16 protein-coding genes are annotated in these 26,572 nt (G+C 41.4%); 1 reads left to right on the plus strand and 15 read right to left on the minus strand.

From position 1 onward, the window contains the following. Positions 1–13: 13 nt before the first annotated feature. A complete protein-coding gene (locus FXF36_RS13785) occupies positions 14–715 on the minus strand; it encodes an ABC transporter ATP-binding protein (RefSeq protein WP_151625048.1) in 702 nt (233 codons plus the stop codon). Positions 716–905: 190 nt separating this feature from the next. On the opposite strand from FXF36_RS13785, the gene FXF36_RS13790 reads away from it, so the two are divergent. Next, a complete protein-coding gene (locus FXF36_RS13790) occupies positions 906–1,739 on the plus strand; it encodes a transglutaminase domain-containing protein (protein ID WP_151625050.1) in 834 nt (277 codons plus the stop codon). A gap of 207 nt (positions 1,740–1,946) precedes the next feature. Here FXF36_RS13790 and asp2 read toward each other — a convergent pair whose 3' ends face one another. The 14 genes from asp2 to purB all read right to left on the minus strand — a co-directional run bounded on the left by asp2 (position 1,947) and on the right by purB (position 26,549). Further along, positions 1,947–3,440: an accessory Sec system protein Asp2 gene (gene asp2 / locus FXF36_RS13795; RefSeq protein ID WP_151625052.1), complete on the minus strand. Its 1,494-nt coding sequence runs from the start codon at positions 3,438–3,440 to the stop codon at positions 1,947–1,949. Positions 3,441–3,452: 12 nt separating this feature from the next. Further along, positions 3,453–4,475, minus strand: a complete 1,023-nt coding sequence (locus FXF36_RS13800) for a hypothetical protein (RefSeq protein WP_151625054.1) — start codon at positions 4,473–4,475, stop codon at positions 3,453–3,455. A gap of 104 nt (positions 4,476–4,579) precedes the next feature. Further along, entirely contained in the window at positions 4,580–11,035 is a 6,456-nt protein-coding gene (locus FXF36_RS16395) for an accessory Sec-dependent LPXTG-anchored adhesin (RefSeq protein WP_167511395.1), read from the minus strand. A 225-nt stretch (positions 11,036–11,260) separates the two neighbouring features. Next, positions 11,261–12,622 (minus strand): NADP-specific glutamate dehydrogenase, encoded by a 1,362-nt coding sequence (gdhA, locus tag FXF36_RS13810; protein WP_151625056.1) that lies wholly within the window; start codon positions 12,620–12,622, stop codon positions 11,261–11,263. Positions 12,623–12,802: 180 nt separating this feature from the next. Beyond that, the gene (locus tag FXF36_RS13815; protein ID WP_151625057.1) at positions 12,803–14,038 is read right to left on the minus strand and encodes an AGE family epimerase/isomerase; all 1,236 of its coding nucleotides are present in this window, start codon (positions 14,036–14,038) and stop codon (positions 12,803–12,805) included. Positions 14,039–14,056: 18 nt separating this feature from the next. Next, positions 14,057–14,863: a Cof-type HAD-IIB family hydrolase gene (locus FXF36_RS13820; RefSeq protein ID WP_151625059.1), complete on the minus strand. Its 807-nt coding sequence runs from the start codon at positions 14,861–14,863 to the stop codon at positions 14,057–14,059. An 8-nt stretch (positions 14,864–14,871) separates the two neighbouring features. Beyond that, the gene (locus FXF36_RS13825; protein WP_420330103.1) at positions 14,872–15,858 is read right to left on the minus strand and encodes a carbohydrate kinase family protein; all 987 of its coding nucleotides are present in this window, start codon (positions 15,856–15,858) and stop codon (positions 14,872–14,874) included. Positions 15,859–15,942: 84 nt separating this feature from the next. Then, positions 15,943–17,097, minus strand: coding sequence for a substrate-binding domain-containing protein (locus FXF36_RS13830; protein WP_151625062.1), 1,155 nt, complete (start codon positions 17,095–17,097; stop codon positions 15,943–15,945). Between the two features lie 67 nt (positions 17,098–17,164). Further along, positions 17,165–18,379, minus strand: a complete 1,215-nt coding sequence (locus tag FXF36_RS13835; RefSeq protein ID WP_151625064.1) for a sugar ABC transporter permease — start codon at positions 18,377–18,379, stop codon at positions 17,165–17,167. Positions 18,380–18,404: 25 nt separating this feature from the next. Continuing rightward, positions 18,405–19,943 carry a multiple monosaccharide ABC transporter ATP-binding protein gene (gene mmsA / locus FXF36_RS13840; protein ID WP_151625066.1) on the minus strand — a complete coding sequence of 513 codons (1,539 nt, stop codon included), beginning with the start codon at positions 19,941–19,943 and terminating at the stop codon, positions 18,405–18,407. A 44-nt stretch (positions 19,944–19,987) separates the two neighbouring features. Beyond that, entirely contained in the window at positions 19,988–21,205 is a 1,218-nt protein-coding gene (locus tag FXF36_RS13845) for an ROK family transcriptional regulator (RefSeq protein WP_151625068.1), read from the minus strand. A gap of 376 nt (positions 21,206–21,581) precedes the next feature. Next, entirely contained in the window at positions 21,582–22,937 is a 1,356-nt protein-coding gene (locus FXF36_RS13850; protein WP_151625070.1) for an MATE family efflux transporter, read from the minus strand. Positions 22,938–23,158: 221 nt separating this feature from the next. Next, positions 23,159–24,733 carry an IS1182 family transposase gene (locus tag FXF36_RS13855; protein WP_151623185.1) on the minus strand — a complete coding sequence of 525 codons (1,575 nt, stop codon included), beginning with the start codon at positions 24,731–24,733 and terminating at the stop codon, positions 23,159–23,161. A 361-nt stretch (positions 24,734–25,094) separates the two neighbouring features. Further along, entirely contained in the window at positions 25,095–26,549 is a 1,455-nt protein-coding gene (purB, locus tag FXF36_RS13860) for an adenylosuccinate lyase (protein WP_151625072.1), read from the minus strand. Between the last annotated feature and the right edge of the window lie 23 nt (positions 26,550–26,572).

Genomic DNA, 26,572 nt, shown 5'->3' on the forward strand with positions numbered 1-26,572 from the left:
AATCACCTCAGAATTACCATTCTATCTCATCCACCGACTTCGGATTATCGTTCAAATGCATGTCCACAACTGTGCCAGACTTTACCGTTATCACTCTGTCAGCCATTGCCGTAAGGGCATGATTATGGGTGATGACCACCACAGTCTTTCCGTTATTCTTGCAGGTGTCCTGAAGAAGCTTAAGCACCTGTCGACCTGTATCATCATCAAGAGCACCTGTTGGTTCGTCGCAAAGAAGTAATTTAGGATTCTTGGCTAGTGCTCTCGCAATTGCCACTCTCTGCTGCTCACCTCCGGAAAGCTGGGCTGGGAAATTGTTCATTCTGTCTTTCAGCCCAACTTCTTCCAGAATTGTAGCTGCATCTATTGGGTCCTTACATATCTGAGCTGCCAGCTCAACGTTTTCCTTTGCTGTCAAATTTCCAACCAAATTGTAAAACTGAAATACAAAGCCCACATCAAATCTTCGATAGCTGGTAAGCTCTCTGGCAGAATATCCTGAAACGTCTCTGTCTGCCAGATAAACGCCTCCACTTGTAAGGGTATCCATTCCGCCAAGGATATTTAGAATTGTAGTCTTACCTGCACCTGATGCGCCCACAATAATGCAAAACTCCCCCTCTTCTATTTCAAAATTCACATCGTGCAAGGCTTCGATTTGAACCTCACCTGTTCTATATATTTTTCCAACGTTTTTAAATTCTACAAATCCCATAGTTCTCCTCCAGGCGACACTCCCTCATTATGATGTCATAGTACCACGGAGATATTTTTCTTTCTTCCCAGAACTGTTAAGTTTCTGTGATTTTTAAATGAATTATCTGTTACTTTTAGTTATTATCAGACATCTTTTAATATAATATTTTTACGGTTCACTCTCTTTTGTTTTGTAAAGGAGAAAATGTATGGTAAGACATCTGATGAATACTCTAACAACCCTAATATCCATAATTTGCTCTGTAGTTCTTGTAACAGTGCTTCTTTTCAACTGTGATTTCAATACCCATGCCAGCGATGAGCTTTATATTTACAATAGTGTTCTAAGTGGAGACCAACAGCAGGTTTACAAGCAGGTTTATGAAAATATCATCGCCTTCAACGAGAAAATTTTTAAGCTTGTGGTTCCGCTCACACACGATGATTTGTACATTACCATGAACGCAGTCTACAATGATCATCCTGAGCTTTTCTGGGTTAACACCTCTTACAAATATGGATACAACAGCAAGGGCCTGGTCATCCAACTAAAGCTGAACTATTGCATTTCAAAGTCAAACCTGGCGACTGCAACCCTTGCTTTCAATAATGCAATCAACAACATCGTAGACAAAGCAGCTGTTTATCCTACTGATTTAGAACGTGAGCGTGCAATTCACGATATGATTTGCGACATCGCCACCTACAATTCAGTACGACCTGGACACCAAAGTGCTTACTCTGCAGTTGTGGAAGGCAACAGCGTGTGTGCTGGATATTCAAGAGCCTTCCAGCTTTCCTGCCAAAAGCTTGGCATCATATGCTATTACGTTACTGGAGTTGCCAACGGCGAAGAACACGCCTGGAATATAGTTAGAATCGGTGGAAATTTCTATAACGTAGACATCACTGGAGACGACACCATCAACGAGACGCTGAACACCCACTCCTACCAGTACTTCAACGTCAGCGACGGCCAGATAGCCCACAACCACGTGCGCTCCGAGCTGTCCTCCAAACTGCCGCCATGCGATGCGATATAGCGATTCGATATAGCTGAATATAAAAAGAGCCCCAGTAGGCATCAAGCTCTGAGGTTTCTGGCGCGAGACATGTAGTCGAGATATGATCCCAAAAGGATGATTGCTTTAGCAATCAACTTTTGTGGTCTAGTAAGCTTTAGCTTACATTTGCCAAGGAAACACTCAGGCTTGTAGCCGTAACTGGGGCTCTTTTTTATATTCGGATATTCAGCGTTCGTAGTCTTCGTGGAGGACACGTTCGTATTGTCCTTTGAACCAGGCTCCGATGCCGGAGGTATTATCATTGTGGCGGCCATGCAATCCTTTACCGTAAACCTGCACACCGAATGACTGTAAAATCGTAAGAATTTTGTTGTAGGCAGTGTCGTCGTAATCGTCCTCGTACATGTAGGACACAATGAATTTCGTATGACTGAAATCAGTGGCACGAAGCTTATTCCAGAATCGCTCGTTAAGTCTGAAAATGGCTTCGCCATCCATTCCCCCACCATGATATTGAAGTAAATCCAAGGATGTTGGAAATCCACCTGGCCTGCGCAGCCTCTCATTAGCCGCAATATCTCCAAGACTGGCAAGTGGCTTACCCAAAATCAACGCATGTGGTCGCAGGTCACAACCATAATACATCGAGCCGATTGTTCCCATAGAAATTCCTGACAGAATCAGCTGATTTGAATAGAATCCAAGCTTATTCATATATCGTTCAATAACCGAAACCATAAGCCGTTCGTATTCCTTACTGCCCAGGTAAAAGCCACCGCCCTGAAAACGCTGTTCAGAAATCAAAAGAAATGGACATCCCATTTTCTTCATCATGTAGTAGCCTTCAAACCCTTCCATGGTTTTATAACCTGAAAAGTATACAGACAATGGTGGTTTCATATCTCCCGGATCAAAATAGGCAAATATCTCCTCTCTCTCAGAGGTGACAAATCTCTCGCCACCTACCATAAAAGTACCGATGCCCCAGCGGGATATCCTATCGTGCAAAGCAATCACATCCAGTTTGCCATAGCCCTTCGCCTTAAGCTCGCAGAAAAGTGTTCCCTGACCATTTCGTCCTTCTATTATTACCGGCTGTTTCAATTCTTCCTCGGTAAACTCCCAGCTATCGCAAATATCGGACAAACTACCAGAAACAAACTGTTTTATTGCTAGAGTAATTTCAATGCCATCTGTCTTTTTATATTCTAGCCAAAACTCTATAGCCTGATTGGCCTCTATTGGGATATTACCGCGCCAAAAAACTACCTGATTTAAAGTGTTACCATAGTCGCCTTCAAGGCTCACGCTGTATTGTCCGTTCCACTTTATGCGTCCACTAAAGCTTTGTGCGATACCCAATGCCTCAGGTCTGAATTTTTCTCCGTAAGGCTTAGGAAAATATTTTTTAGCTTCATTATCCAGGAAATTCTGAATTCCATTTTCAGGAATCATCTTTCCCATTTTCCTGTCAAAAAGGCTTCTCGTCAGCTCATCCACCTCAAAAGAATCCACGATAAAAAAGCAATAGGCCATGGACATACTGTCCGCGGCCGCATACTCCTCCTGCGTGATGTTGCGTTCAAGCACAACTATCTCGTAGATTTCCTTCTTCAGTTCAAGCTCTTCAGCGGCATAAATAAGCTTCACATTCTCAGGGAATCTAAATCTCTTTCCCCAGTTTATGCCGCCAATTTGTAGAATTCTAATTCTATCCATATTGATTGTCCGTTAGAATACCCGTTCCTCGGTTTGAAATCCTAATCGCTTATCAGCTAATGAAAAAACGCTTGCAAGCGGAACCACGTATAGTGCCTTCGTAAGCACTAGCTCGCTGGCTAAATTGTCCCCCTGCAAAGCAATTACAATAAATGCCACTATCATGTAGTCCATCCAGAAGAAAAGCCCCTTAACATCCTCTCCTTGTATCAACTTTACAATTGTCACAATAATAAAAATCGGAATAATAATAATCCAAGGCATGTTCCAAATAACCTTCATTCCTTCCAAAAGGCTGCCAAGTCTTGAATAATTATATAGGACTACCATCTCAAAAAATTCAGTGGCATTCTGGAAATACAAAAAGTAAAGTGCCATTGGAACAGTGACTGTAACTATACCTTCTATGATTGATAGAAAGAAAGATTTACACGCTGCCTTTTCCATTCCTGCTCTGATAAATTTCACAGCAAAAGCTGCAAGCATCACAACCCATATTAGAGCATAGCCTGGCTGCAAAAAGAACATCAGAGTCATCTCTATTGCCATCAAATATACATGATACGAAAGGAATCCTCTCTGAAGCTGCCTTGCAATGTGATACCCCAGGGCCACCATGAAAAAGAATACCAACTGTTCTGCGCCTGCATGTGTCAAATCTCCCCAGCCAAAAACCATAAGAATCAAGGTGATTCCAATGGAAAACTGGATTGATGTGTAAAGCTTTGCAGTCTTATACATAAAATAGGTTGAAAAGAAAACTATTACAAACTCAATCAGATAATGTGCAGTATTGCTAGCCTTCACCAAATATCCAAGGCCCACCAACTCATATATTACAGGTCCATAGTGTCCTTCCAACTCAACATACGCTGAATAACCATCTCTTACAGAATGTGCAAAATCCAATATGCTTCGCTGAACCATTGTGAAGGTTCCACCTGTCCAAATATTAAATGAGCTTGAAACCATTACCACGAAGGTAATAGAAAACACCGCAAATATCTCGAAGAATTTTTTCAAACGATTATCCATATTTTTCCCACCCAAAATAAAACTAAAGAGAGTAGGTCACGAAAAGCTTCCTACTCTCTTTATTATAGAGAAAATCTTAAATACAATCCACACTCTTCTGTGAATTATTCCTCATCATTTAAGACTTTTACCACTTTATTCTTCTTTTCCTTAGCGATCTTTCCAGATACAGCACTTATGATGATAATAATCCAATACCACCATACTCTTGAACCAACAGCTGATTTTGAAATTCCTAGTGGAGTCTCGTCATCTTCAATTGTCACTACCTCATCTGTCTTCATAGAATCATCGAGAACAACTGCAAGTGGAACCTTTGTATCTGAAAGTGAAATATCGCTATCCACCTCTTTGAATGTTGTTGTTCTGATGGTCTCTTCATCAGCATTATCAATTTCATTGAAGCTGTTTGTATTTATAAATGTATCAGCTTCTGCAGGAGCAATCGTATTTGAAGCTACATCAAACTGAGTTGCACTGCTTGTGCTTGCTGGGCTGTTATTCTCACTTGCTGAAACATTGCTGCTTGAACCATTTCCTGATCCGTTACCATTGTTGCTTGTGAAGGCAGCAGCTGCGGCTGACTCTGATAATGAATTGCTTAATGAATCTGACTGACTCATGCTTTCTGATGCACTAGCACTAAGTGAAGCTGATGCAGACTGACTCACTGCTGCACTCTCTGAAACTGAAAGACTTTCGCTAAGTGACTCAAGCTGACTCAATCTTGCTGAGATACTTTCAGACTCACTTGCACTCACTGACGCTGACTGACTCATGCTATATGACTCAGAGATGCTCTCCAATTCGCTTATTCTTGAAGAAGCACTTGCTGACTCTGATGCACTTACACTTGCTGCAAAGCTTTCACTAAGTGATGCACTTTCTGAGTTTGATGCACTTATGCTTTCAGAAATTGATGCACTCTCTGATGCAGATGTGCTTGCACTAAGTGACTCTGACAAACTTGCACTTGTTGATGCTGACTGGCTCTCAAGCTCACTAATTCTTGCAGATGCACTTGCTGACTCGGAAAGTCTAATGCTCTCTGAAATGCTTGCTGAGGTGCTTGTGCTTTCTGAAGCACTCTCTGAAACTGATGTGCTCTGGCTCTCTGAATTGCTTACACTTTCAGAAGTGCTCTCACTTATAGATGTACTCTCTGATGTAGACTCAGATTCTGAAGCTGACTCAGATGCTGATACACTCTGGCTTGTTGACTCAGATTCACTTGTGCTTTCAGAAGTTGATGCACTCTCTGAAACTGATGTGCTCTGGCTCTCTGACTCACTATCACTTACTGAAGTACTCTCACTTATAGATGTACTCTCTGATGTAGACTCAGACTCTGAAGCTAACTCAGATGCTGATGCACTCTGGCTTTCTGATTCACTATCACTTATTGAAGCACTCTCACTTGTAGATGCACTCTCTGATTCAGACTCTGATGTGCTCTGGCTATCTGAAACACTTGTCGACTCTGAAGTACTTTCACTTTCAGATGTACTCTCTGATTCAGACTCTGATGTGCTCTGGCTATCTGAAACACTTGTCGACTCTGAAGTACTTGTACTTTCAGAAGTTGATTCACTCTCTGATGCTGATGTACTCATACTCTCTGAAGTACTAACACTATCTGAAGTGCTCTCACTTGCTGCTATAAACTCAGAAATACTCTCACTTTCAGATGTACTCTCTGATTCAGACTCTGATGTTGACTCAGACTCTGATGAACTCTGGCTATCTGAAACACTTGTTGACTCTGAAGTACTTGTACTTTCAGAAGTTGATTCACTCTCTGATGCACTCTCACTTTCTGAAGTACTAGTTGACTCTGAAGTACTTTCACTTTCAGAAGTTGATTCACTCTCTGATGCACTCTCACTTTCTGAAGTACTAGTTGACTCTGAAGTACTTTCACTTTCAGAAGTTGATTCACTCTCTGATGCTGATGTACTCATACTCTCTGAAGTACTTACACTATCTGAAGTGCTCTCACTTATAGATGTGCTCTCTGATTCAGACTCTGATGTTGACTCAGACTCTGATGCACTCTCTGATTCAGACTCTGATGTGCTCTGGCTATCTGATGCACTTTCACTTTCAGAAGTTGATGCACTCTCTGAATTGCTTACACTTTCAGAAATGCTCTCACTTATAGATGTACTCTCTGATGTAGACTCAGACTCTGAAGCTGACTCAGATGCTGATACACTCTGGCTTTCTGATTCACTATCACTTATTGAAGTACTTGTTGATTCTGAAGCACTTTCACTAGTTGATGCACTTGTCGACTCTGAAGTACTAGTTGACTCTGAAGCACTTTCACTTTCAGAAGTTGATTCACTCTCTGATGCTGATGTACTCATACTCTCTGAAGTACTTACACTATCTGAAGTGCTCTCACTTATAGATGTGCTCTCTGATTCAGACTCAGATTCAGATTCTGATGTGCTCTGACTATCTGAAGCTGATTCAGATTCTGATATACTCTGGCTTTCTGATTCACTATCACTTACTGAAGTACTTGTTGACTCTGAAACACTTGTGCTTTCAGAAGTTGATGCACTCTCTGATTCAGACTCTGATGTACTCTGGCTCTCTGATGCACTTTCACTTTCTGAAGTACTTGTTGACTCTGATGCACTTTCACTAGTTGATGTACTTTCTGACTCTGAAACACTTTCACTTGTACTAACAGACTCAGAATTGCTCATGCTATCAGAAGTACTCTCACTTGCTGCTATAAACTCAGAAATACTCTCACTTGTAGATGCACTCTCTGACTCAGACTCTGATGCACTCTGGCTATCTGATGTACTTGCTGACTCTGAAGTACTTTCACTTTCAGATGTACTCTCTGATTCAGATTCTGATGTTGACTCAGACTCTGATGCACTCTGGCTATCTGAAACACTTGTTGACTCTGAAGTACTTGTGCTTTCAGAAGTTGATACACTTTCTGAAATTGATGTGCTCTGGCTCTCTGACTCACTATCACTTACTGAAGTACTCTCACTTGTAGATGCGCTCTCTGATTCAGACTCTGATGTGCTCTGGCTATCTGAAACACTTGTCGACTCTGAAGTACTTTCACTTTCAGAAGTTGATTCACTCTCTGATGCTGATGTACTCATACTCTCTGAATTGCTTACACTTTCAAAAGTGCTCTCACTTATAGATGTGCTCTGGCTCTCTGATGCACTTTCACTTTCTGAAGTACTTGTTGACTCTGATGCACTTTCACTTTCAGATGTACTCTCTGATGTAGACTCAGACTCTGAAGCTGACTCAGATGCTGATACACTCTGGCTTGTTGATTCAGATTCACTTGTGCTTTCAGAAGTTGATTCACTCTCTGATGCTGATGTGCTCATACTCTCTGAATTGCTTACACTTTCAGATGTGCTCTCACTTGCTGCTATAAACTCAGAAATACTCTCACTTTCAGATGTACTCTCTGATGCTGATGTACTCATACTCTCTGAAGTACTTACACTATCTGAAGCTGATTCAGATTCTAATATACTCTGGCTTTCTGATTCACTATCACTTATTGAAGTACTTGTTGATTCTGAAGCACTTTCACTAGTTGATGTACTTTCTGACTCTGAAACACTTTCACTTGTACTAACAGACTCAGAATTGCTCATGCTATCAGAAGTGCTCTCACTTGCTGCTATAAACTCAGAAATACTCTCACTTTCAGATGTACTCTCTGATTCAGACTCTGACTCGGATGTGCTCTCAGATTCAGATATACTCTGGCTTTCAGATTCACTATCACTTACTGAAGTACTCTCACTTGTAGATGCGCTCTCTGATTCAGACTCTGACTCGGATGTGCTCTCAGATTCAGATATACTCTGGCTTTCAGATTCACTATCACTTACTGAAGTACTCTCACTTGTAGATGCGCTCTCTGATTCAGACTCTGATGTGCTCTGGCTATCTGAAACACTTGTTGACTCTGAAGTACTTGTGCTTTCAGAAGTTGATGCACTCTCTGAAACTGATGTGCTCTGGCTATCTGATGTACTTGCTGACTCTGAAGTGCTTTCACTTTCAGAAGTTGATTCACTCTCTGATGCTGATGTGCTCATACTCTCTGAATTGCTTGCACTATCTGAGGCACTCTCACTTGCTGCTATAAATTCAGAAATACTCTCACTTTCAGATGTACTCTCTGATTCTGACTCAGACTCTGATGCTGACTCAGATTCAGAATTACTCTGGCTTGTTGACTCAGATTCACTCTGACTAGCTGATGTTGACTCAGAAGCTGATGCGCTCTGGCTATCTGATTCACTTACTGAAGTACTAGTTGATTCTGAATTGCTTTCACTTATTGATGCACTTTCTGAATTTGATTCACTTGTGCTCTCTGATACTGATGTGCTCATACTCTCTGAATTGCTCATGCTTGTTGAAGCTGATTCAGATGTTGAGTTGCTCAAACTGCTTGATACACTCTGGCTGTTTGAGCTGCTTAAACTTGCACTCTCAGATCTTGACTCTGATGCAGACTGAGATGCAGCTGAACTTTCAGATAAAGACATACTTCTTGAAACTGAAGCGCTCTCTGACTGCATTGCACTCTCTGAAAGAGACATCATTCTGCTTGTTGATGCAGACTCAGAAGCTGCATAGCTTGCGCTAGCTGACTCAGACCACTTAGTTGACTGTGAAGCGATTTCACTAACTGACTGAGAAAATGAAGTTACAGAACTTCTTGCTTCATGATAATCATCTCTACCTGCATTAAAGTCATTTTCTGTATAATACTCAACTCCCTTAATAGCAAAATTTCCGTCCCTGCCTTCGCCGTTATTATTATAGTAAATGTCATCCTGCGACTGTGCCTTAACAGCAAACATTGGATTGTAATTTACACTCTGAATTGAAGACTTATTAGCAGCTTTAAAAATAAGATACTGTCTCTCGTAACTTGAGCCTTTCTTATCAAGAGTAGCTTCTAAAGTATATGTTCCATCACCATTATTGCGCAATTCTGATCCCTGGTAATAATATGTCTTACCACCAACAGAAATAGCTGTGTAATCACCCTTCCATGACCACTGATTATTCTGTCCATCACCATGGGCTGTTACAAGACTAACTGTATTTCCGTTTAAATCAACAAGATCAATATATTCAGCATTACCATTTGAATCTGTAGTTATGACACCAACATTATCATTTGCATAATTCTGATATAGTCCCTGGAAAGTATTATTCCAATTACCTTCCTTTGTAGCATTGCTTGAAAGCTCCTTAAACTCATTGCCCTTTGAATCAGTAAATTGGTTGTAAGATGTTTGATTTACTGAGATGCTTTCTCTGCCTTCTTTCCAGGAAAGTGTATATGTTGCATCATCATTGAGCTTAACAGAAACATCACCTGTCAGTTGGTATCCATTGACGTAATACTTGCATACTGTCTTAGTGCTTCCATCAGCGGCCTTAGTATCCTCATATTTCCATGAAAGGATATTTCCAGCGCCGTCAGTGTACTGAACATTCTTCCTTACAACCATGATGCCAGAAACAACATTTGGATCGTCATTTACACCCCAGCCTGTAGTAACGCCTGGAACCAGGGCATCACCATTCTGATCTACTGTTACATAATCAAAATATGCATACTTTGTCTCGCCTGCAGCGTCCATGTATGATACCTTGACACTGTTTGAATAATAGTTACTGGTATCCCAGTCACTGTAAAGGATTTCGCCAACATATCCTTCCTGATAGAAGGAATATTGAATAAGCAAATTGGAAAGTCTATCACCATAGGTATAATAATTATTTGACATTGGAGATTTATTGAGGTTTTCTCCATTTTTTGCAGCCTGCTCCTGAGCAGCCTTTAATGCTTCCTGAGCCGCCTCGATTTCCTTGATGAGGTTTTCAAGATAATCGTTCTCAAGTCCTGCCTCAGAAAAAGAGGTTGAAGCTGAATCAAAAGTCTCCTGTGCCTCAGACATAGCTGTAGATAGGCTAGTACTTTCTGATGCAAGTCTTTCTGAATCTGAAACTGATGTACTTGCCAAGCTGTCATTCTCTGAAGCTAAAGACTCTAAGGCAGATGTTGAAGCGGATGCAATATTAGCATCTTCCTCCGAGAGCGAATCACTTGATGATTCAGATGTAGATTCAATCATAGACTCCTCTTCAGAAGAAGATGTGCTTGCCATCTCAGACTCTGATGATACTTCAGAAGTCTGTGCTGCTGAGGACTCACTAGCTGATTCGCTAGATGCTGTTATATCTGACTCAATCTCCTCTGCCTGCTTTTCTGTTTCTATCTTTGACTGCTCCTGAACTGACTCCTTAGCTGTCTCCTCCTGAACATTTTGAATAGAAGTTTCAACAACCTGCTTTGCCTGCTCCTGTACTACTTCAACTGTAATAACGCCCTGGGCACTAGCCATTGCCTGCTCTTCACCAAGCTCAGCAGCATATGCTAAATTAGCATCACCAAGTACCGACGCTCCGCCAACTGTGGCACCTGTAATCGCTACACCTTTCAATAAACTTTCTACCTTTTTCTTAGACATTACTTTACCTCAAAACTTTCCCAATCTGCGGCTATTTTATAACAATTTTAATATTACAGTTATTTTAGCATCATTTTTTAATTTTTGAATAGGTTTTATAACCAAACATTTGCCAGAATTGAGACGTTTTTGCCAAAAATTGGATAAAACGATGATTAAACGCAAAAATCCCCAGAGTCTACGGGACTCTGGGGACAAGAATTCAATTATTTATTTAGATTTGAATTAGTAAGCAATACCCTGTGCTATCATTGCGTCTGCAACCTTCTCGAAACCTGCGATGTTAGCACCTGCAACATAGTTGCCTTCCATGCCATACTTCTTAGAAGCATCATCACATGCGTGGAAGATACCTTCCATGATGCCCTTAAGCTTAGAATCAACTTCTTCGAATGACCAGTGGAGTCTCTCAGAGTTCTGTGACATCTCAAGAGCTGATGTAGCAACACCACCAGCATTTGCAGCCTTAGCTGGTCCAAAGAGAACGCCAGCCTTCTGGAATGCAGCAACAGCCTCTGGAGTTGAAGGCATATTAGCGCCCTCAGCTACTGCGATAACGCCGTTGTCGATAAGCATCTTAGCATCGTTCTCATCAAGCTCGTTCTGTGTAGCACATGGAAGAGCGATGTCTACCTTGTACTGCCATACGCCGTGCTCGCCGTTCTTCTTCTCGTGGTACTCAGCATTTGTGCGAGTCTTAACGTACTCAGAAAGACGTGCTCTCTTAACCTCCTTGAGGTCCTTAAGAAGCTCAAGATCGATTCCCTCTGGATCGTAAACCCAACCAGTAGAATCAGAGCATGTAACTGGCTTTGCACCAAGCTGATATGCCTTCTCGATAGCATAGATAGCAACGTTACCAGCACCTGAAACAGCTACTGTCTTGCCCTCAAATGAAGTGTTCTTTGCAGACTTAAGCATCTCCTGTGTGAAGTAGCAAACACCGTAGCCTGTAGCCTGAGTACGAGCAAGTGATCCACCGTAAGAAAGTCCCTTACCTGTGAGAACGCCTGTGAACTCATTGCGAAGTCTCTTGTACTGACCATACATGAAACCAATCTCACGTGCACCAACACCGATATCACCAGCTGGAACGTCTGTGTCAGCACCGATGTGCTTAGCAAGCTCTGTCATAAATGACTGGCAGAAACGCATGATTTCCATATCTGACTTGCCCTTAGGATCGAAGTCAGAACCACCCTTACCACCACCGATTGGAAGTGTTGTAAGTGAGTTCTTGAAAATCTGCTCGAAGCCTAAGAACTTGATAACTGAAAGATTTACTGAAGGATGAAGTCTGAGACCTCCCTTATATGGTCCAATTGCTGAATTGAACTGTACTCTATAACCGCGATTTACCTGAACCTTACCCTGGTCATCAACCCAAGAAACTCTGAACTGGATGATACGCTCTGGCTCAACGATTCTCTCGATAACTCCAAGCTCTTCAAGCTTTGGGTTTGCAGCAACAACAGGCTCTAATGACTCTAAAACCTCGCTAACTGCCTGAAGGAATTCCTTCTGCTCTGCGTTTCTTGACTCAAGACCGTCATAAACACGCTGTAAATAACTACTCTGAAATTTCATTTCTTATATTCTCCTTTCGGTGTAAACGTTCAGTGCTCGCGGACATTTGTCCTTGCTACGCAACCTAGAGACGATTTTACATCATTTAGCACTTTAGTGCAATAAATTTTTGTTAATCAAACAAACATTATTTTACCCATAAAAATACCAGCGTGCAAGAACACGCTGGCATATATTTTTTTATAGGAGAAATTTACTTAATGCAGGTGCAATCGATAACCCTATTTTTTCATTGTATGGAATCAGCGTGGCCTGAAGTGCGTGATAAAGATCTGATTTACCTGGCCAAACAGTGGTAAGCAATTTATTATTGTAGTCCAACTGATGGAACCAGGAGCCATTCACATGGTCAATTACATAAGCATCCAGATATTCCATGAAAGCTTCGTAATCCTTTGCATATTTCTCCTTGCCAGTAACACGATATAGAACTGCCGAAGAGTTGATTGCCTCCGCCAAAGTCCAGTGCATTCTGTCATGAACAATTGGCTTTCCATCCCAGCCTGTGGTATAGCAAATGCCTGGTGCCCCGTCAGCATTCCAACCATCTTCTATTGCTCTGTTGTATAGATTCTCCGCAACGTCAATGTATCCTCTTCTCTCCTCCTCCGACAAAGACTTTGAGGATGTTGCCCACTGAACAATAAGTCTCGCCCATTCAATACCATGACCTGGTGTAGCTCCGTAAGGCTTAAACGGGTCATCAGGCTTTTCCTTATTACATTCAAGATTTGGCTGCCAATCCTTTGTAAAATGTTCTGGAATTCTATACTCATTGTCCTTCGCCCAGCCAATTACTCTATCAGTAATTCTGCCTGCACGAACACGATATTTTTCATCTTTTAAAACATCAGCAGCCGCAAGAAATGCTTCTACTGTGTGCATGTTGGCATTGATACCCCGATAATCATCTAGTTCAGTAAACTCTGTATTCCATGTATCAACAGAAAGTCCAAGCTCTTCATCCCAAAAGTATTTATCGTATATACGAATTGCCTCCTCAAGAAGTTCCGTCGCATCTGGTCTATTTGCTAAAACGGCAGAGCTTGCAGCCAGTATTACAAAAGCGTGAGCATAGCACTGTTTTGTAGGCAGAGGCTTTCCATCAGAAGCTAAACCTGCATACCATCCACCATTTTCCATGTCATGCAACTCACCAGTCAGCCCCTTTAGTGCTGCATCAGCAAGTGCCTCACTTCCATCATGCCCAAGCATACATCCAATAGAATACACATGAAGCATTCTGCTTGTAATCCAAGTTTCCCGTGGTCTGTCTTTCCATGGTGTGCCATCATCACCCAGATAGTATGAACCACCTCCCGGTGCTGGAAATTTGTGTCCAAATGACAAAAGAGTGCCGCAGCACTCTTTTAGAAATTGGATGTTTTCACTTGTGTTTAGAATGTATTTTTTCATGTAAAAACCTCCCTTGGTTTAAATCATCCCTATCTTTTTTAAGGCGTTGTAGATGCCTTCGTCATCGAAGCCATCTGTGATGTTCTCTGCAGGAAACTGTGCTTTCAGTTCCATAGGTGCGTTGTCCATTAGAAAAGGCATCCCTACTGCCTTTAACATCTCAATATCATTATAATGGTCTCCAAAGGCAATTGCATCATCTGGATTTATCCCCAGTTTATCACAGATGATTTTAACACTTTGCCCTTTCGTAACCCCCTTCTCCATAACCTCCACAAGGATATCTGATGACCTGACTATAGATAAAGATGGAAATCTTTTTCTAAGGCCAGCTTCTATCTCATCAGTTTTATCAGGATTGCACATGCACAGTATCTTTCCTATCTCTGCCCCGTCAGGAAGGTCATCAACTGTACCCACTGTAGATTGAACCTCTACAATATTTTCCTCATTTATAATCCTTGGGTCTGTCCTATTGTTTACTATCCAGCTATCCATGGAATATACATTCCAGGTGCAGTCAAATCCAGATGCTTCAACATAATCAATGATTTTTGCTGTGGTGTCTTTGCTGACGCCCTTGGAATAAATCACATTGCCATGCTCATCTAAAATCAATGCTCCACTGAAACATACAATAGGACAAATAAAATTGTATCTTCTAAAAAGAGGATATACTCCCGATGGTCCTCTGGCTGTCACTATAAAAAAGGGGATATCCCTTTTTTGCAAGCTTTTAACAGCCTCTAAGGTTCCATCAAGCATTCGATGGTTACTGTTTAAAAGTGTACCATCAATATCGCTAAATACAATCTGGTAACTCATAATGTCACCTATTTACCAATCAATTCTTTTACAGCAGAAATCTCAGGCATAACCTTGAGAGCGCCCTTTACTCTTGTAATAAGTGAAGCAGCACCATTTGCAAATGTAAGCATTTCTGTAAGCTTTGCCTCATCAAAGTTTGCAAGTCCTGTCTCAAGGATATAGTGAATTACTGTTCCACAGAATGTATCTCCAGCACCTGTTGTCTCGATGGTCTTGTCAGAAAGGAATGGCTTAACATCTACGATTATTTCATCACCATTTCCATCTGCTCCATAGTAGAATGCACGGCTGCCTTCCTTGCCCATAGAAACAGTGATAAGAGGAATATTGTAGCTTTCACGAAGCTTGTGTACGCCAGCGTTGTAATCCTCTTCGCCTGTAAGCCACTGGATTTCATTATCAGAAATCTTCAGGTAATCACAATATTCCATTCCTGCAAGAATCTGCTCCTTTGCCTCATCCAAACTGTTCCAAAGTGGCTCTCGAAGATTTGGATCAAAGGTGATAAGACAACCAGCCTTCTTTGCCTCCTCAAGGGCAAAAAGTGTAGCCTCTCTGACTGCTGAGTGAGTCATTGAAAGAGTTCCAAAGTGAAAAACCTTTGCCTGTTTAATCAGGTCAACCTTTACCTCGTTCTTTGTGAGCATCATATCGGCACCTGGGTTGCGATAGAAAGAAAAATCTCTATCACCATCTGGGAAGGTCTCAACAAAAGCTAATGTTGTTCTAGCCTCTTTATCAACAACTAAGCCCTCTGTGTTAATTCCAACCTCTTCAATTGTAGCCTTAAGCTTGTTACCGAAAATGTCATCTCCGACCTTTCCAATAAAGCCTACTGAATGATTGAATTTCTTCAGCATTGCCAATACATTACAAGGTGCTCCTCCTGGATTTGCCTCAAATAATGTGTTGCCTGTCGCAGACACTCCATTATTTGTCATATCAATTAAAAGTTCACCTAATGCAACAACATCAATTGTTTTTTCCACGATCTAACTCTCCTGACTAATTTATTTAGGGGAGCAGGGATGAGCCTGCTCCCCTATTTTAAAGATGAAAAAGAAAATTGTTTCAGCTTACTTTAAAAGCTCTAATCTTGATGGATCATTTGCAAATACTTCCTTTGCATTGTCCTTTGTAACAACTACTGGTGGAAGCTCATAGATATTAACATCGATAACACCATTATCTGCTGTTACATCTGTTGAAGGCATTCCATTACCAGCCTGAAGTGAATCGATAATCTCGATTGTCTTAGCTACAAGATCCTGAGTTGGCTTTGCTACTGTAGAATACTGACGGCCTGACCATACCCACTCAACTGACTCGTTCTCAGCATCAAGACCAGAAACTACAGGGATATCCTGACCTGCGTTCTCGCAAGATGTGATGATTGCTCGAGCGATACCATCGTTAGGTGAAAGAACACCATCGATTTCCTTGTCTGAGTAGAAACCAGAAATAAGTGAATCCATTCTCGACTGAGCCTTTGCATTGTCCCAATCAACAGTTGCGCACTGAGTAAAGTCTGTCTGACCTGATACTACTACTAATGTACCATCATCAATCTTTGGCTGCAACACTGACATAGCGCCCTTGAAGAAGTTAGGAGCGTTAGGATCAGCAGGGCCACCACCGAAAAGCTCGATGTTGTATGGAGCCTCACCCTTTAATTCCTCAAGTCCCTGAAGAAGTGCCTGTGCCTGAAGCTCACCAGTCTTTACAGAACCAAACTGAACTACACCGTCAACACCTGTTGTGTTCTCAAGAAGTCGGTCATAACCGATTACATATACGCCAGCTTCCTTAGCCTGCTCAAGAACTGAACCAAGCTGTGAACCATCAACAGGTCCAACAACGATAACCTTTGCACCGTTCTCAATCATTGACTCGATCTGCTGTTGCTGCTGTGTAACCTTCTGGTCAGCAGCCTGAACGATTGGCTTGTAGCCAGCTTCCTCAAGCTGTGCTGTGAACATCTCCTCTGCCTCTTTCCAGTTCTGAGTTCCAAGCCATGGAAGAGATACACCAATTGTTGCTCCCTCTTCAAATCCTGGGAATTCTGCTACTGTCGCGCTGTCATCTGTAGCAGCTGCTTCCTCTGTCTGAGCAGTTGTGTCTGCTGCTGTGTCTGTAGAAGCTGCCCCCTCTCTGCTTCCACCACATCCTGTTAATGTAGCAAGCGCCATTGTTGCTACCATCGCCATTGACAAAAGTGTTCTTTTTTTCATTAATACATCCTCCTTCTTTAAATACACTTTGTATGTGTAAGACTCTTTTGACTGAGTCGTACCCCCATTATTTTGCTTCCTTGCTTGGGAAGAGACGTCCGATGATTGAGTTCTTTCCACTCTTCTTGTTGTAAACATCAAATGCTACAGCTGCAAGAAGTACGAAGCCCTTTATAACCTGTGTCTTATCAGCACCAACACCCATGAGCATAAGTCCGTTGTTGAGCACTGCCATTACGAGACCACCGACGATTGTTGCAAGAATTGTTCCAACACCACCTGATACAGCAGCACCACCGATGAATACAGATGCGATTGCATCCATCTCCCATGATGTACCATCAGCAGGACCTGCTGCTGTTGAACGTCCTACGAAAAGGATACCTGCAACAGCTGCAAGGAAAGACATGTTCATCATTGTAAGGAAATATGTTTTCTTAACATTTACACCAGATAAAGCTGCTGCGGCCTTGTTACCACCAACAGCATATACGTGACGACCAAACTTGGTGCGCTGTGTAATGATGTGGTAAACAATTGTTAAAAGTAAAAGAATCAAACCTGGTACTGGGAAAGATGTTCCCACTCTTCCTGAACCAAAAAGATATGTAAAATATCCAATAATAATTGTCATAAGAACAATTCTTACAATCACTGCCCAGAAAGGAGTTACCTCAACTGCATTGTTCTTTGTGCTGTTGTATTTGCGAAGCTGTGCAACTGCAAAAGCTACAATTCCAATAATACCAAGTAAAAGTGTCGAGTTATTCATTCCTGTAAATGAAGGACCCCATTCAGGTAAGTAGCCTGCACCAAACCACTTCAATTCTTCTGGAGCTGGAACTGAAATTGAATGTGAAATCCAAATAACGCCACCACGGAAAATCATCATTCCACCAAGTGTTGTAATGAATCCAGGAATTCCTAGCTGTGAAAGGAAAAAGCCGTGCCATGCACCAGCAAGAAGACCGATTGCAAGTGCAATGAGAACTGCTACCCACCAAGGCACATTGTAGTTTTTAGCTACCAGCGCCATTACCATTCCGGCGAAACCTGCCACCGATCCGACAGACAAGTCAATTTGTCCGATTACGATTACCATAAGCATTCCAAGTGCAAGCACGAGGACGTATGCATTTCCTGATAATAGATTCTGGAAGTTTGATGATGTAAGCATTCTTCCTCCAGAAATCACATTAAAAATTAGTATCAATAAAGCTAAAGCAAGAACCATTGTGTATTGACGAAGGTCTCCGCCCAATACCTGTTTCACATATTTCATAATTATTCCATCCTTTCCCAATACCTTAAGAATTCGAAGTGATTGTCATCTTCTTCATCAGGCTTTCCTGATTTGCCTCACTGGCAAGAAGCTCACCTGTAATTGTGCCCTCAAAAATTGTATAAATTCTATCAGCCATACCAAGCAGCTCCGGTAATTCAGAAGATACCAGAATAACTGCCTTCCCCTGGTCAGCCAACTGATGAATCAGCTTGTAGATCTCGTACTTGGCACCAACATCAATACCTCTGGTTGGCTCGTCCAAAATCAAAACATCAGGCTCGGTGAACATCCATTTTGAAAGAACAACCTTCTGCTGATTTCCACCTGAAAGCGTTGTTACTCCAACATCTACACCTGCTGTTTTTATCTTTAAGGATTTTCTGTATTCCTCAGCTGCCGAAAGCTCCATATCAGGACTTAAAAGACCATTCTTAGTAATCTTGTCAAGGTCAGCAGAAACTACTGTTTTCCTAATTGAATCCAAAAGATTTAGTCCAAGATTCTTTCTATCCTCTGGAACGTAAGCCAAACCATTTTTGATTGCCTGCTCCACTGAATTCAGCTTTACTTCACGGCCTTTAATCTTTACAGTTCCACTCTTGTAAATTCCATAGTTTTTTCCAAAGAGTGAACGCATAAGCTCTGTTCGTCCAGCACCCATCAGTCCAGCAAAACCTACAATCTCTCCAGCCCTAACGTTGAACTTAGAATTCTTGCAAACCATTCGACCTTCAACCTCAGGATCCTCAACACACCAGTTTTCAACCTCGAAGATAACCTCGCCAATCTTTGGCTCGTGCTCTGGGTATCGGTTCTCGATAGAACGACCAACCATTGACTTAATGATTTGGTCCTCATCAACCTTTCCGCCTTCAACATCATAGCTTTCGACTGTGTGACCATCTCGAATAACTGTAACCGCATCCGAAACATCTGCAATCTCATTAAGCTTGTGAGAAATCATGATACAGGTTATGCCCTTATCTCTAAGCCCCTTCATCAATTCAAGAAGGTTAGCCGAATCAGCTTCATTAAGTGCCGATGTAGGCTCATCCAAAATCAAAAGCTTAACATTCTTTGATAAAGCCTTCGCAATTTCTACAAGCTGCTGTTGTCCCACTCCTAAATGTTTGATTAATGTATCAGGATTGATGGTAAGACCTACCTTTTTTAGAATCTCACTGGTTCTGCGTCTTTCCTCAGGCCAGTCGATGAGTCCTCGCTTCGCAATCTCATTTCCCATGAAAATGTTTTCTGTGATTGAAAGCTCGGGAATCATCGTCAGCTCCTGATGGATAATTGCGATTCCAGCATTCTCTGATTCCTTGATGTTTTTGAATTTCATCTCCTTGCCCATATAGATGATTTTGCCATCATACGTGCCATGAGGATAAACACCAGATAGAACCTTCATCAGCGTGGATTTACCTGCACCATTCTCGCCGCAAATTGCGTGAATGGAACCCTGTCGAACTTCAAGAGTAACATCATCAAGTGCCTTTACTCCAGGAAATTCCTTTGTAATCCCCTGCATCTGAAGGATGTAAGAATTGTGTTCCATAATAAAAATCCTCCCTTTATAAGCCAAAAGCGTTCTCCAGATTTCTACTTTGAAACTAGATACTCGCTTGGTTTCCTAAGTACTTTGTCGGTGGCAATGGCCGCTGCACCGTAAAGCGTTGGATCAACAGTCAGCTTTGAGATTTTGATTTGAACCTTACCGCTGATTTCAGGTATCACTCTCTCTTTGACTATTTTATTGATCGTTGGAAGAAGAAGATCTCCTCCCTGCGAAATGCTGTCCCCAATAACAATTATTTCTGGGTCGTATGCATTGATAAGTGTCACACATCCGTATCCCAAATATTCAGCAATTTCTTCTGTCAGCTCCAGGGCTTTTTCATTGCCCTCCTTTGCTGCAAGGAAAACTCTGTTGCAAGCCTCCCATCTATTTTCATATTCTTCCTCAAACAATTCTGGAAGAATCTCTTCAGCCTTTTTTAATAATGCGTTTGCAGAACAGTAAAGCTCCAAACAACCTTTGTTCCCACATTCGCAAGCTGGCCCCTTTACATCAATACTGATGTGACCAATCTCACTGGCGATTCCCAAGTTTCCAAGAATCAATCTGTCGTGGTCGACTATTCCTGAGCCAACGCCTTCACCTGCTAAAAAGTATGCTAGGGAATTAATTGGTCTACCATGATTTCCAAACCACCACTCTGCTAAGGCTCCTGCGTTGGCATCCTGCTCAATAAATACTGGCTTGTCAAATTCATTTTCAAACTCCTCTACAAAATTGACATTCTGCCAGCTAGGCATCTTGGTTACAAGTGCAATTCTTCCTTCCTTTCGAAGATAAGGACCCGGAACTGCAAAGCCTATCGCAACTACATTTTTGTATTTCTTAAGCAGATCATGAATCTGCTTTTTCATTTCTACTACAACATCTGATGCGAACTCATCCAAACCGAATTCTGTCTCCTGCTGTGTGTAGACCTTTCCACGGATATCAAAAACTCCTATGGAAAATACGTGTCTTGAAAACTTCACACCGATTACAAGGTTTTTCTCAGCATTAAGTCTCAGACCGATTGAGCGTCGATTTCCTTCGCCCTTTACAAATCCAACCTCTGTAACAATTCCCATATCTATCAGAACTGCCACGATTTTTGTAATTGAGGCCTGTGTCAGGCCTGTAATCTTTGCAATGTCTGCTCTGGAGCAAACATCCATCTGCTGGAGAATTCTAACGATAGCGGAACGATTCATCTCCACAAGATCGCTAGTGTTGTTTCCAGCAACCTCTTTTATTTTTTTCATGTTCATACACCCCTAGGTTTGTACTTGAGCAATATTATGCTCATATTTTATTTGGCCAATTTGTCTTTCAAGTGTTAATTACTTAACACTGTTAATACATTAACTGTTTTTAATTTCACCGTCAATAAGGAAACTAGAATTAATTCACTTTTGTAAATAGTTACAGAAAATGATTTGTGATATTTCGTAGAAACCGCATAAATACGGCATTTATGAGCCTTTTTGTGATTATCTTCCATGAAAACTAATCACAAATGCAACGAAAATTTAAGTAAAAAGAAAGGTCGATGTGAGCGTTTTACAACAACTCAATCATCAACCTAATCAATTAGTATTATTTTGTAGATGGTTTCGCAAAAAAATCCTGTTGACTTTTTTAACGTGTTAGGTCCTTCACCCACTTATATTTCTTGTAGTGATAGAACACCCATGGCAGCTTGCCAACTTCATCTACGCATGTGCAGGCATAAACCATAAGCACTGGCCAGTGGAACACAAAGGCTCCAAGCAAGGCTAATGGAACGGCCAGGCACCACATACATACGGCAAGACTATATACGTCAAATAAAGTATCACCACCGGCAGCAAACACGCCATTGATAACAACAGTATTTATGCAGCGTCCTATCATGTATATGGACATTATAATCATCATTCCCACAAGATATGTTCTGGCTTTATCTGTCAAAATCATGTAATTCACAACAAACGGAGTCACAAGCAAAACAACTGCGGTGGAGAAAAATCCAAGAAATACAGAAATCTTTGATACTCTTCCACCGTAAAGCTTACCCTTTTCCAAATCACCAGAGCCTAGCTCATTTCCAATGACAATTCCTCCGGCAGCGCTGATACCATCACAGAGGCAGCACATTAGGTCACGTACTACAGCTGCTACAGAATTGGCTGCGGCGGCATCTGCACCCATATGTCCCATGATAGCTGTATAGGATGTGAAGCCTACGCCCCAGAACATAGCAGCCCCAGCAATAGGCAAACCACATTTCACATAATCCTTTGCAAGCATGGCGTCGTGTACAAGAAGGTCCTTAAATGTAGGATGTATGAAATCCTTTTGATAAGATGAAATAACAGCCCCTAACAATTCGATTATACGGGCAAATAAAGTGGCATAAGCGGCACCTCTTGCACCCATGGCAGGAATGCCCATGAATCCAAAGATAAAAATGCCATTTAAAATAATATTTATAATTACAGCACCAGAGCTTATGATTGCACATCTATCAGCATGGTCGGTAACACGCATCATTCCAAGATAACACTGCGACAATCCTGTCAAAAGATAAGACCATCCGGCAATTCTTAGGTAGCTTGCGCCGATTGAAATCAAATCAGCATCTCCTGAAAATATTTGCATAAGATACGTAGGAAAGGCAATACAGGCTATAGCAAAAATTGCAGAAATTACAACAGCAATACGAATACTCATACCAAAGATTTTATGGATAGTTTCCTTATCGCCCTTGCCCCAGTACTGTGCGCCCAAAATCGAAATGGAGCCAGTAACTGCACAAAGCATCATATTTTGAATAAACTGGATTTGAGTGGCAAGAGAAACTGCCGCCATAGAATTCTGCTCTACCCTGCCAAGCATTACAGCATCACAAGCTGCAACAAGTGCCAACATCAACGCCTGAAACGCAAGCGGTAAAGCCAAATTAAAAAGCCTCTTTAAGAAGGCTCTATCAGAAAACATTTTGTCTCTATTCATTAGTCATCCCCTTAACATTTATTTCAACTGTTATGATATATGAAAAAAGCTCCAGTGACTAGACTTTTCTAACCACAAAAGACGCAAAAAAAGGGGCTGTGAAAAAATGAGATAATCATTTTTTCCAGCTCCCTTTTTATATCATTTTTTGTGAGGTATGCTGTTTCTGGCAAAAATAGAGTATAATGCCCCTTTCCCCAAAAAACTACAAACTTTTTTGATTAGGCAGCTTCTTGGAGACGCATCTTTTTATTGTGATATTTATATAAGTTATGACCTATTGAAACCAAAAGAACCTCAAGTTTTACGGATTCTATTCCTTTTCGGACTATTCTTTTATACCAACGATCATTTTTTATGATTCCGAAAGTACCTTCCGCTTGAATGGATCTGTTCATTCTAAGGAGTGCTCCCTGGATGCTTTCAAGATTATTTATAACCTCCTGATGCATAGCGGTCAGTTCTTCGTTTATTCTTACGGTTTTGTTTTTATCTGTTTTCTTACACTTCGATGCATAGGGACAACCACTGCAGTCTTCACACTGATAGACTTCTTCTTGCCGGCCATACTGGTTTCCTTTTACATGCTGCCTGTATAGAAAGTTGAAGCTCCTCCCATTAGGACAACGCATTTTCCCATCATCACCGATCTCAAAATTAACAGCTCTGAATGGATCGTTGTGATATTTCTTATCGGTCGTCTCCTTTTTAAACATTGTGAACTTCATGTACTTTTTCATGCCTTTTTGCTCGCAAAAGATATAATTATTGAACGAGCCATATCCAGCATCAGCCACAGGATATTTTGGATAAAAGCCATATGTTTCATAATACTTATTCATCAACGGTATGAAGCAGTCCATGTCAGATCTGTATTGATTAACATCAACAACTGCTATGTATTCATCAGCTACACCAATCTGAACGTTGTATGCGGGAAGAAGCTGGTCGTTTCCCATGTAGTCGGTCTTTATTCTCATGAATGTAGCGGAAGGATCTGTCTTTGAATAGCTGTTCCTGTTTTCTCCACAGATGCTGATTTTTGTGACATATTCATTGAGCTTTGTTGTGTACTCTACAAGCTTTTCGTACTGTCTCTGCTGGACGGTTTTCCTATGTCCTTTTCCTGAAACAAAAGTTGAAGTATCAAGCTTCCATATCTCAGAAAACCGTTCTGTTATCTGGCGCATATATTCAGGCATGTACTCTGTATTAGTCTCAATCTTGATTCCGCTCCACTGAAGATCGCTGTTGATTTCTTGCAGTAATTTAGTAATCTTTTCAAAAAGACGGTAACGGGATTTTTCCGTGGCCTTCTTCCATACCCAAGTATATTTGTTAGCATTAGCTTCAAACTTCGAACCATCAATATAAAGATGATTCAGGTCAACTTTATGCCTGCTGAATATTTCCTGATTAATATCATTGAAAATATCCTCTATTGAATCCTTTAACACATCGTTTATGAAATAGCTGAAGGTTCTGTAAGAAGGAGTTTCCCTGTCCATAAGATACATAAATCGAATGTTAACCCTACAGTTTTCTTGAAGTCCTCTTAGTGAAATATATCCTTCACTCATAAAACCGAATAGTACGGTTTTCAACATTTTGACTGGATTATATCTGATTCTGCCAAGCTTATGCTCTGGCACATTTTTCAGATACTTCTCAAGATTCATACCTCCCACGAGTTCGTCAAAAGTAAAAACCGGATCACAGATATCCAAGCAATCTGAAATAAAAAATGGTAAAACGCCCTGATTTAGAGTATTATAAGAATTGGTTTGATTGATCATGGTAATATTTTACCATGAAAAAAGAGAAGTAATCGGCTGTTTCCAGCTATTACTTCTCTTTTTTTCATGAGCTGATTATTTCACAGCCCCTTCTCGGATTCAAAATTATATTTTATGACTTCTTGTGGGCTACTTAAGGAAAAAGCCCACAAGAACTTGGCTTTGCCAAGCAATATTTTCTTTCAGAAAATATTGGTCCATGTCCGGTTCTTGATTTTCTGAGGAAAATCAAAAACCTATGACTTCTTGCTGACCAAACAAGGAAATTGTCAGCAAGAATCCTGCTTTGCAGGACATGAAAATAGATAAATCTATTTTCATGGTATTTACGATTCCTGAAAAACTGATGTTTTTCAAGAATCTATACATTAATCTCAGCTTTAACACCAAGAACGTCCTTGTTTGCATCAAGGATTGGTGTAATAACATCGCGGAGGTAAACCTCTACCTGACGAGGGCTGCGGCCAACGTAGCGGCTAGGCTCCATTGTAGCCTCAAGCTCCTCAAGGCCCATTGGGAACTCATCATCCGCAGCGATGAGCTCTAAGAGGTTATTCTCCTTGCCCTCTACCTTAACATTCTTGCCAGCTTCCATAGAAAGAGTTCTAATCTTCTCGTGAAGCTCCTGACGGTTTCCGCCAAGCTTAACTGCATCCATCATGATATTCTCAGTTGCCATGAATGGAAGCTCTGACATAAGACGCTTTGTGATAACCTTGTCGTAAACCACAAGACCATCTACTACGTTCAAGCAAAGGTCAAGTACACCATCAGTTGCAAGGAAGCCCTCTGCAATAGAAAGACGCTTGTTTGCTGAATCATCAAGTGTACGCTCAAACCACTGTGTAGCTGATGTGATTGCTGGATTCAAAGCATCAATCATTACGTATCTTGAAAGAGATGCAATTCTCTCGCTTCTCATAGGATTACGCTTGTAAGCCATAGCAGATGAACCAATCTGGCTCTTCTCAAATGGCTCCTCTACTTCCTTCAAATGCTGAAGTAGACGAATGTCATTTGACATCTTGTGAGCAGATGCTGCAATACCTGCAAGGATGTTGCAAACTCTGGTATCAACCTTACGTGAATAGGTCTGGCCAGAAACTGGGTAGCAAGCCTCAAATCCCATCTTCTTTGCAATAGTTGGGTCGATCTTATCGATTGTATCGTGGTCTCCATTGAAAAGCTCGAGGAAGCTTGCCTGAGTACCTGTTGTTCCCTTTGAGCCAAGAAGCTTAAGAGTAGAAAGTACATAATCAAGGTCTTCAAGGTCCATTACGAACTCATTGAGCCAAAGAGTTGCACGCTTTCCTACTGTGGTAGGCTGTGCTGGCTGAAAATGTGTAAAGGCAAGTGTTGGCTGTGCCTTGTACTTCTCAGCAAAGTTTGCAAGCTCTGCAATTACATTTACAAGCTTCTTTCTGATAAGAAGAAGCGCATCACGCATGATAATAATATCTGTATTGTCACCAACGTAGCAGCTTGTTGCTCCAAGATGAATGATGCCAGCAGCCTTTGGACACTGCTGTCCATAAGCATATACGTGGCTCATTACATCATGGCGAACTTCCTTCTCACGAGCCTTTGCAACATCATAATTAATATCCTCGATGTGCTGCTTCATCTCGTCAATCATCTCCTGAGTGATTACAGGCTTACCATCCTGTGAGAGGCCAAGTTCCATCTCAGTCTCAGCAAGAGCAATCCAAAGTCTACGCCAGGTCGAAAACTTCTTATCCTGACTGAAGATGTACTGCATCTCCTTGCTGGCGTATCTCTCCGAAAGTGGGCTGGTGTATCTACTTGTATCTGACATAATTCTCTCCTTACATTTTATCT

This window comes from Pseudobutyrivibrio xylanivorans (assembly GCF_008935055.1).
In the GTDB taxonomy this organism is placed as follows: domain Bacteria; phylum Bacillota; class Clostridia; order Lachnospirales; family Lachnospiraceae; genus Pseudobutyrivibrio; species Pseudobutyrivibrio xylanivorans_A.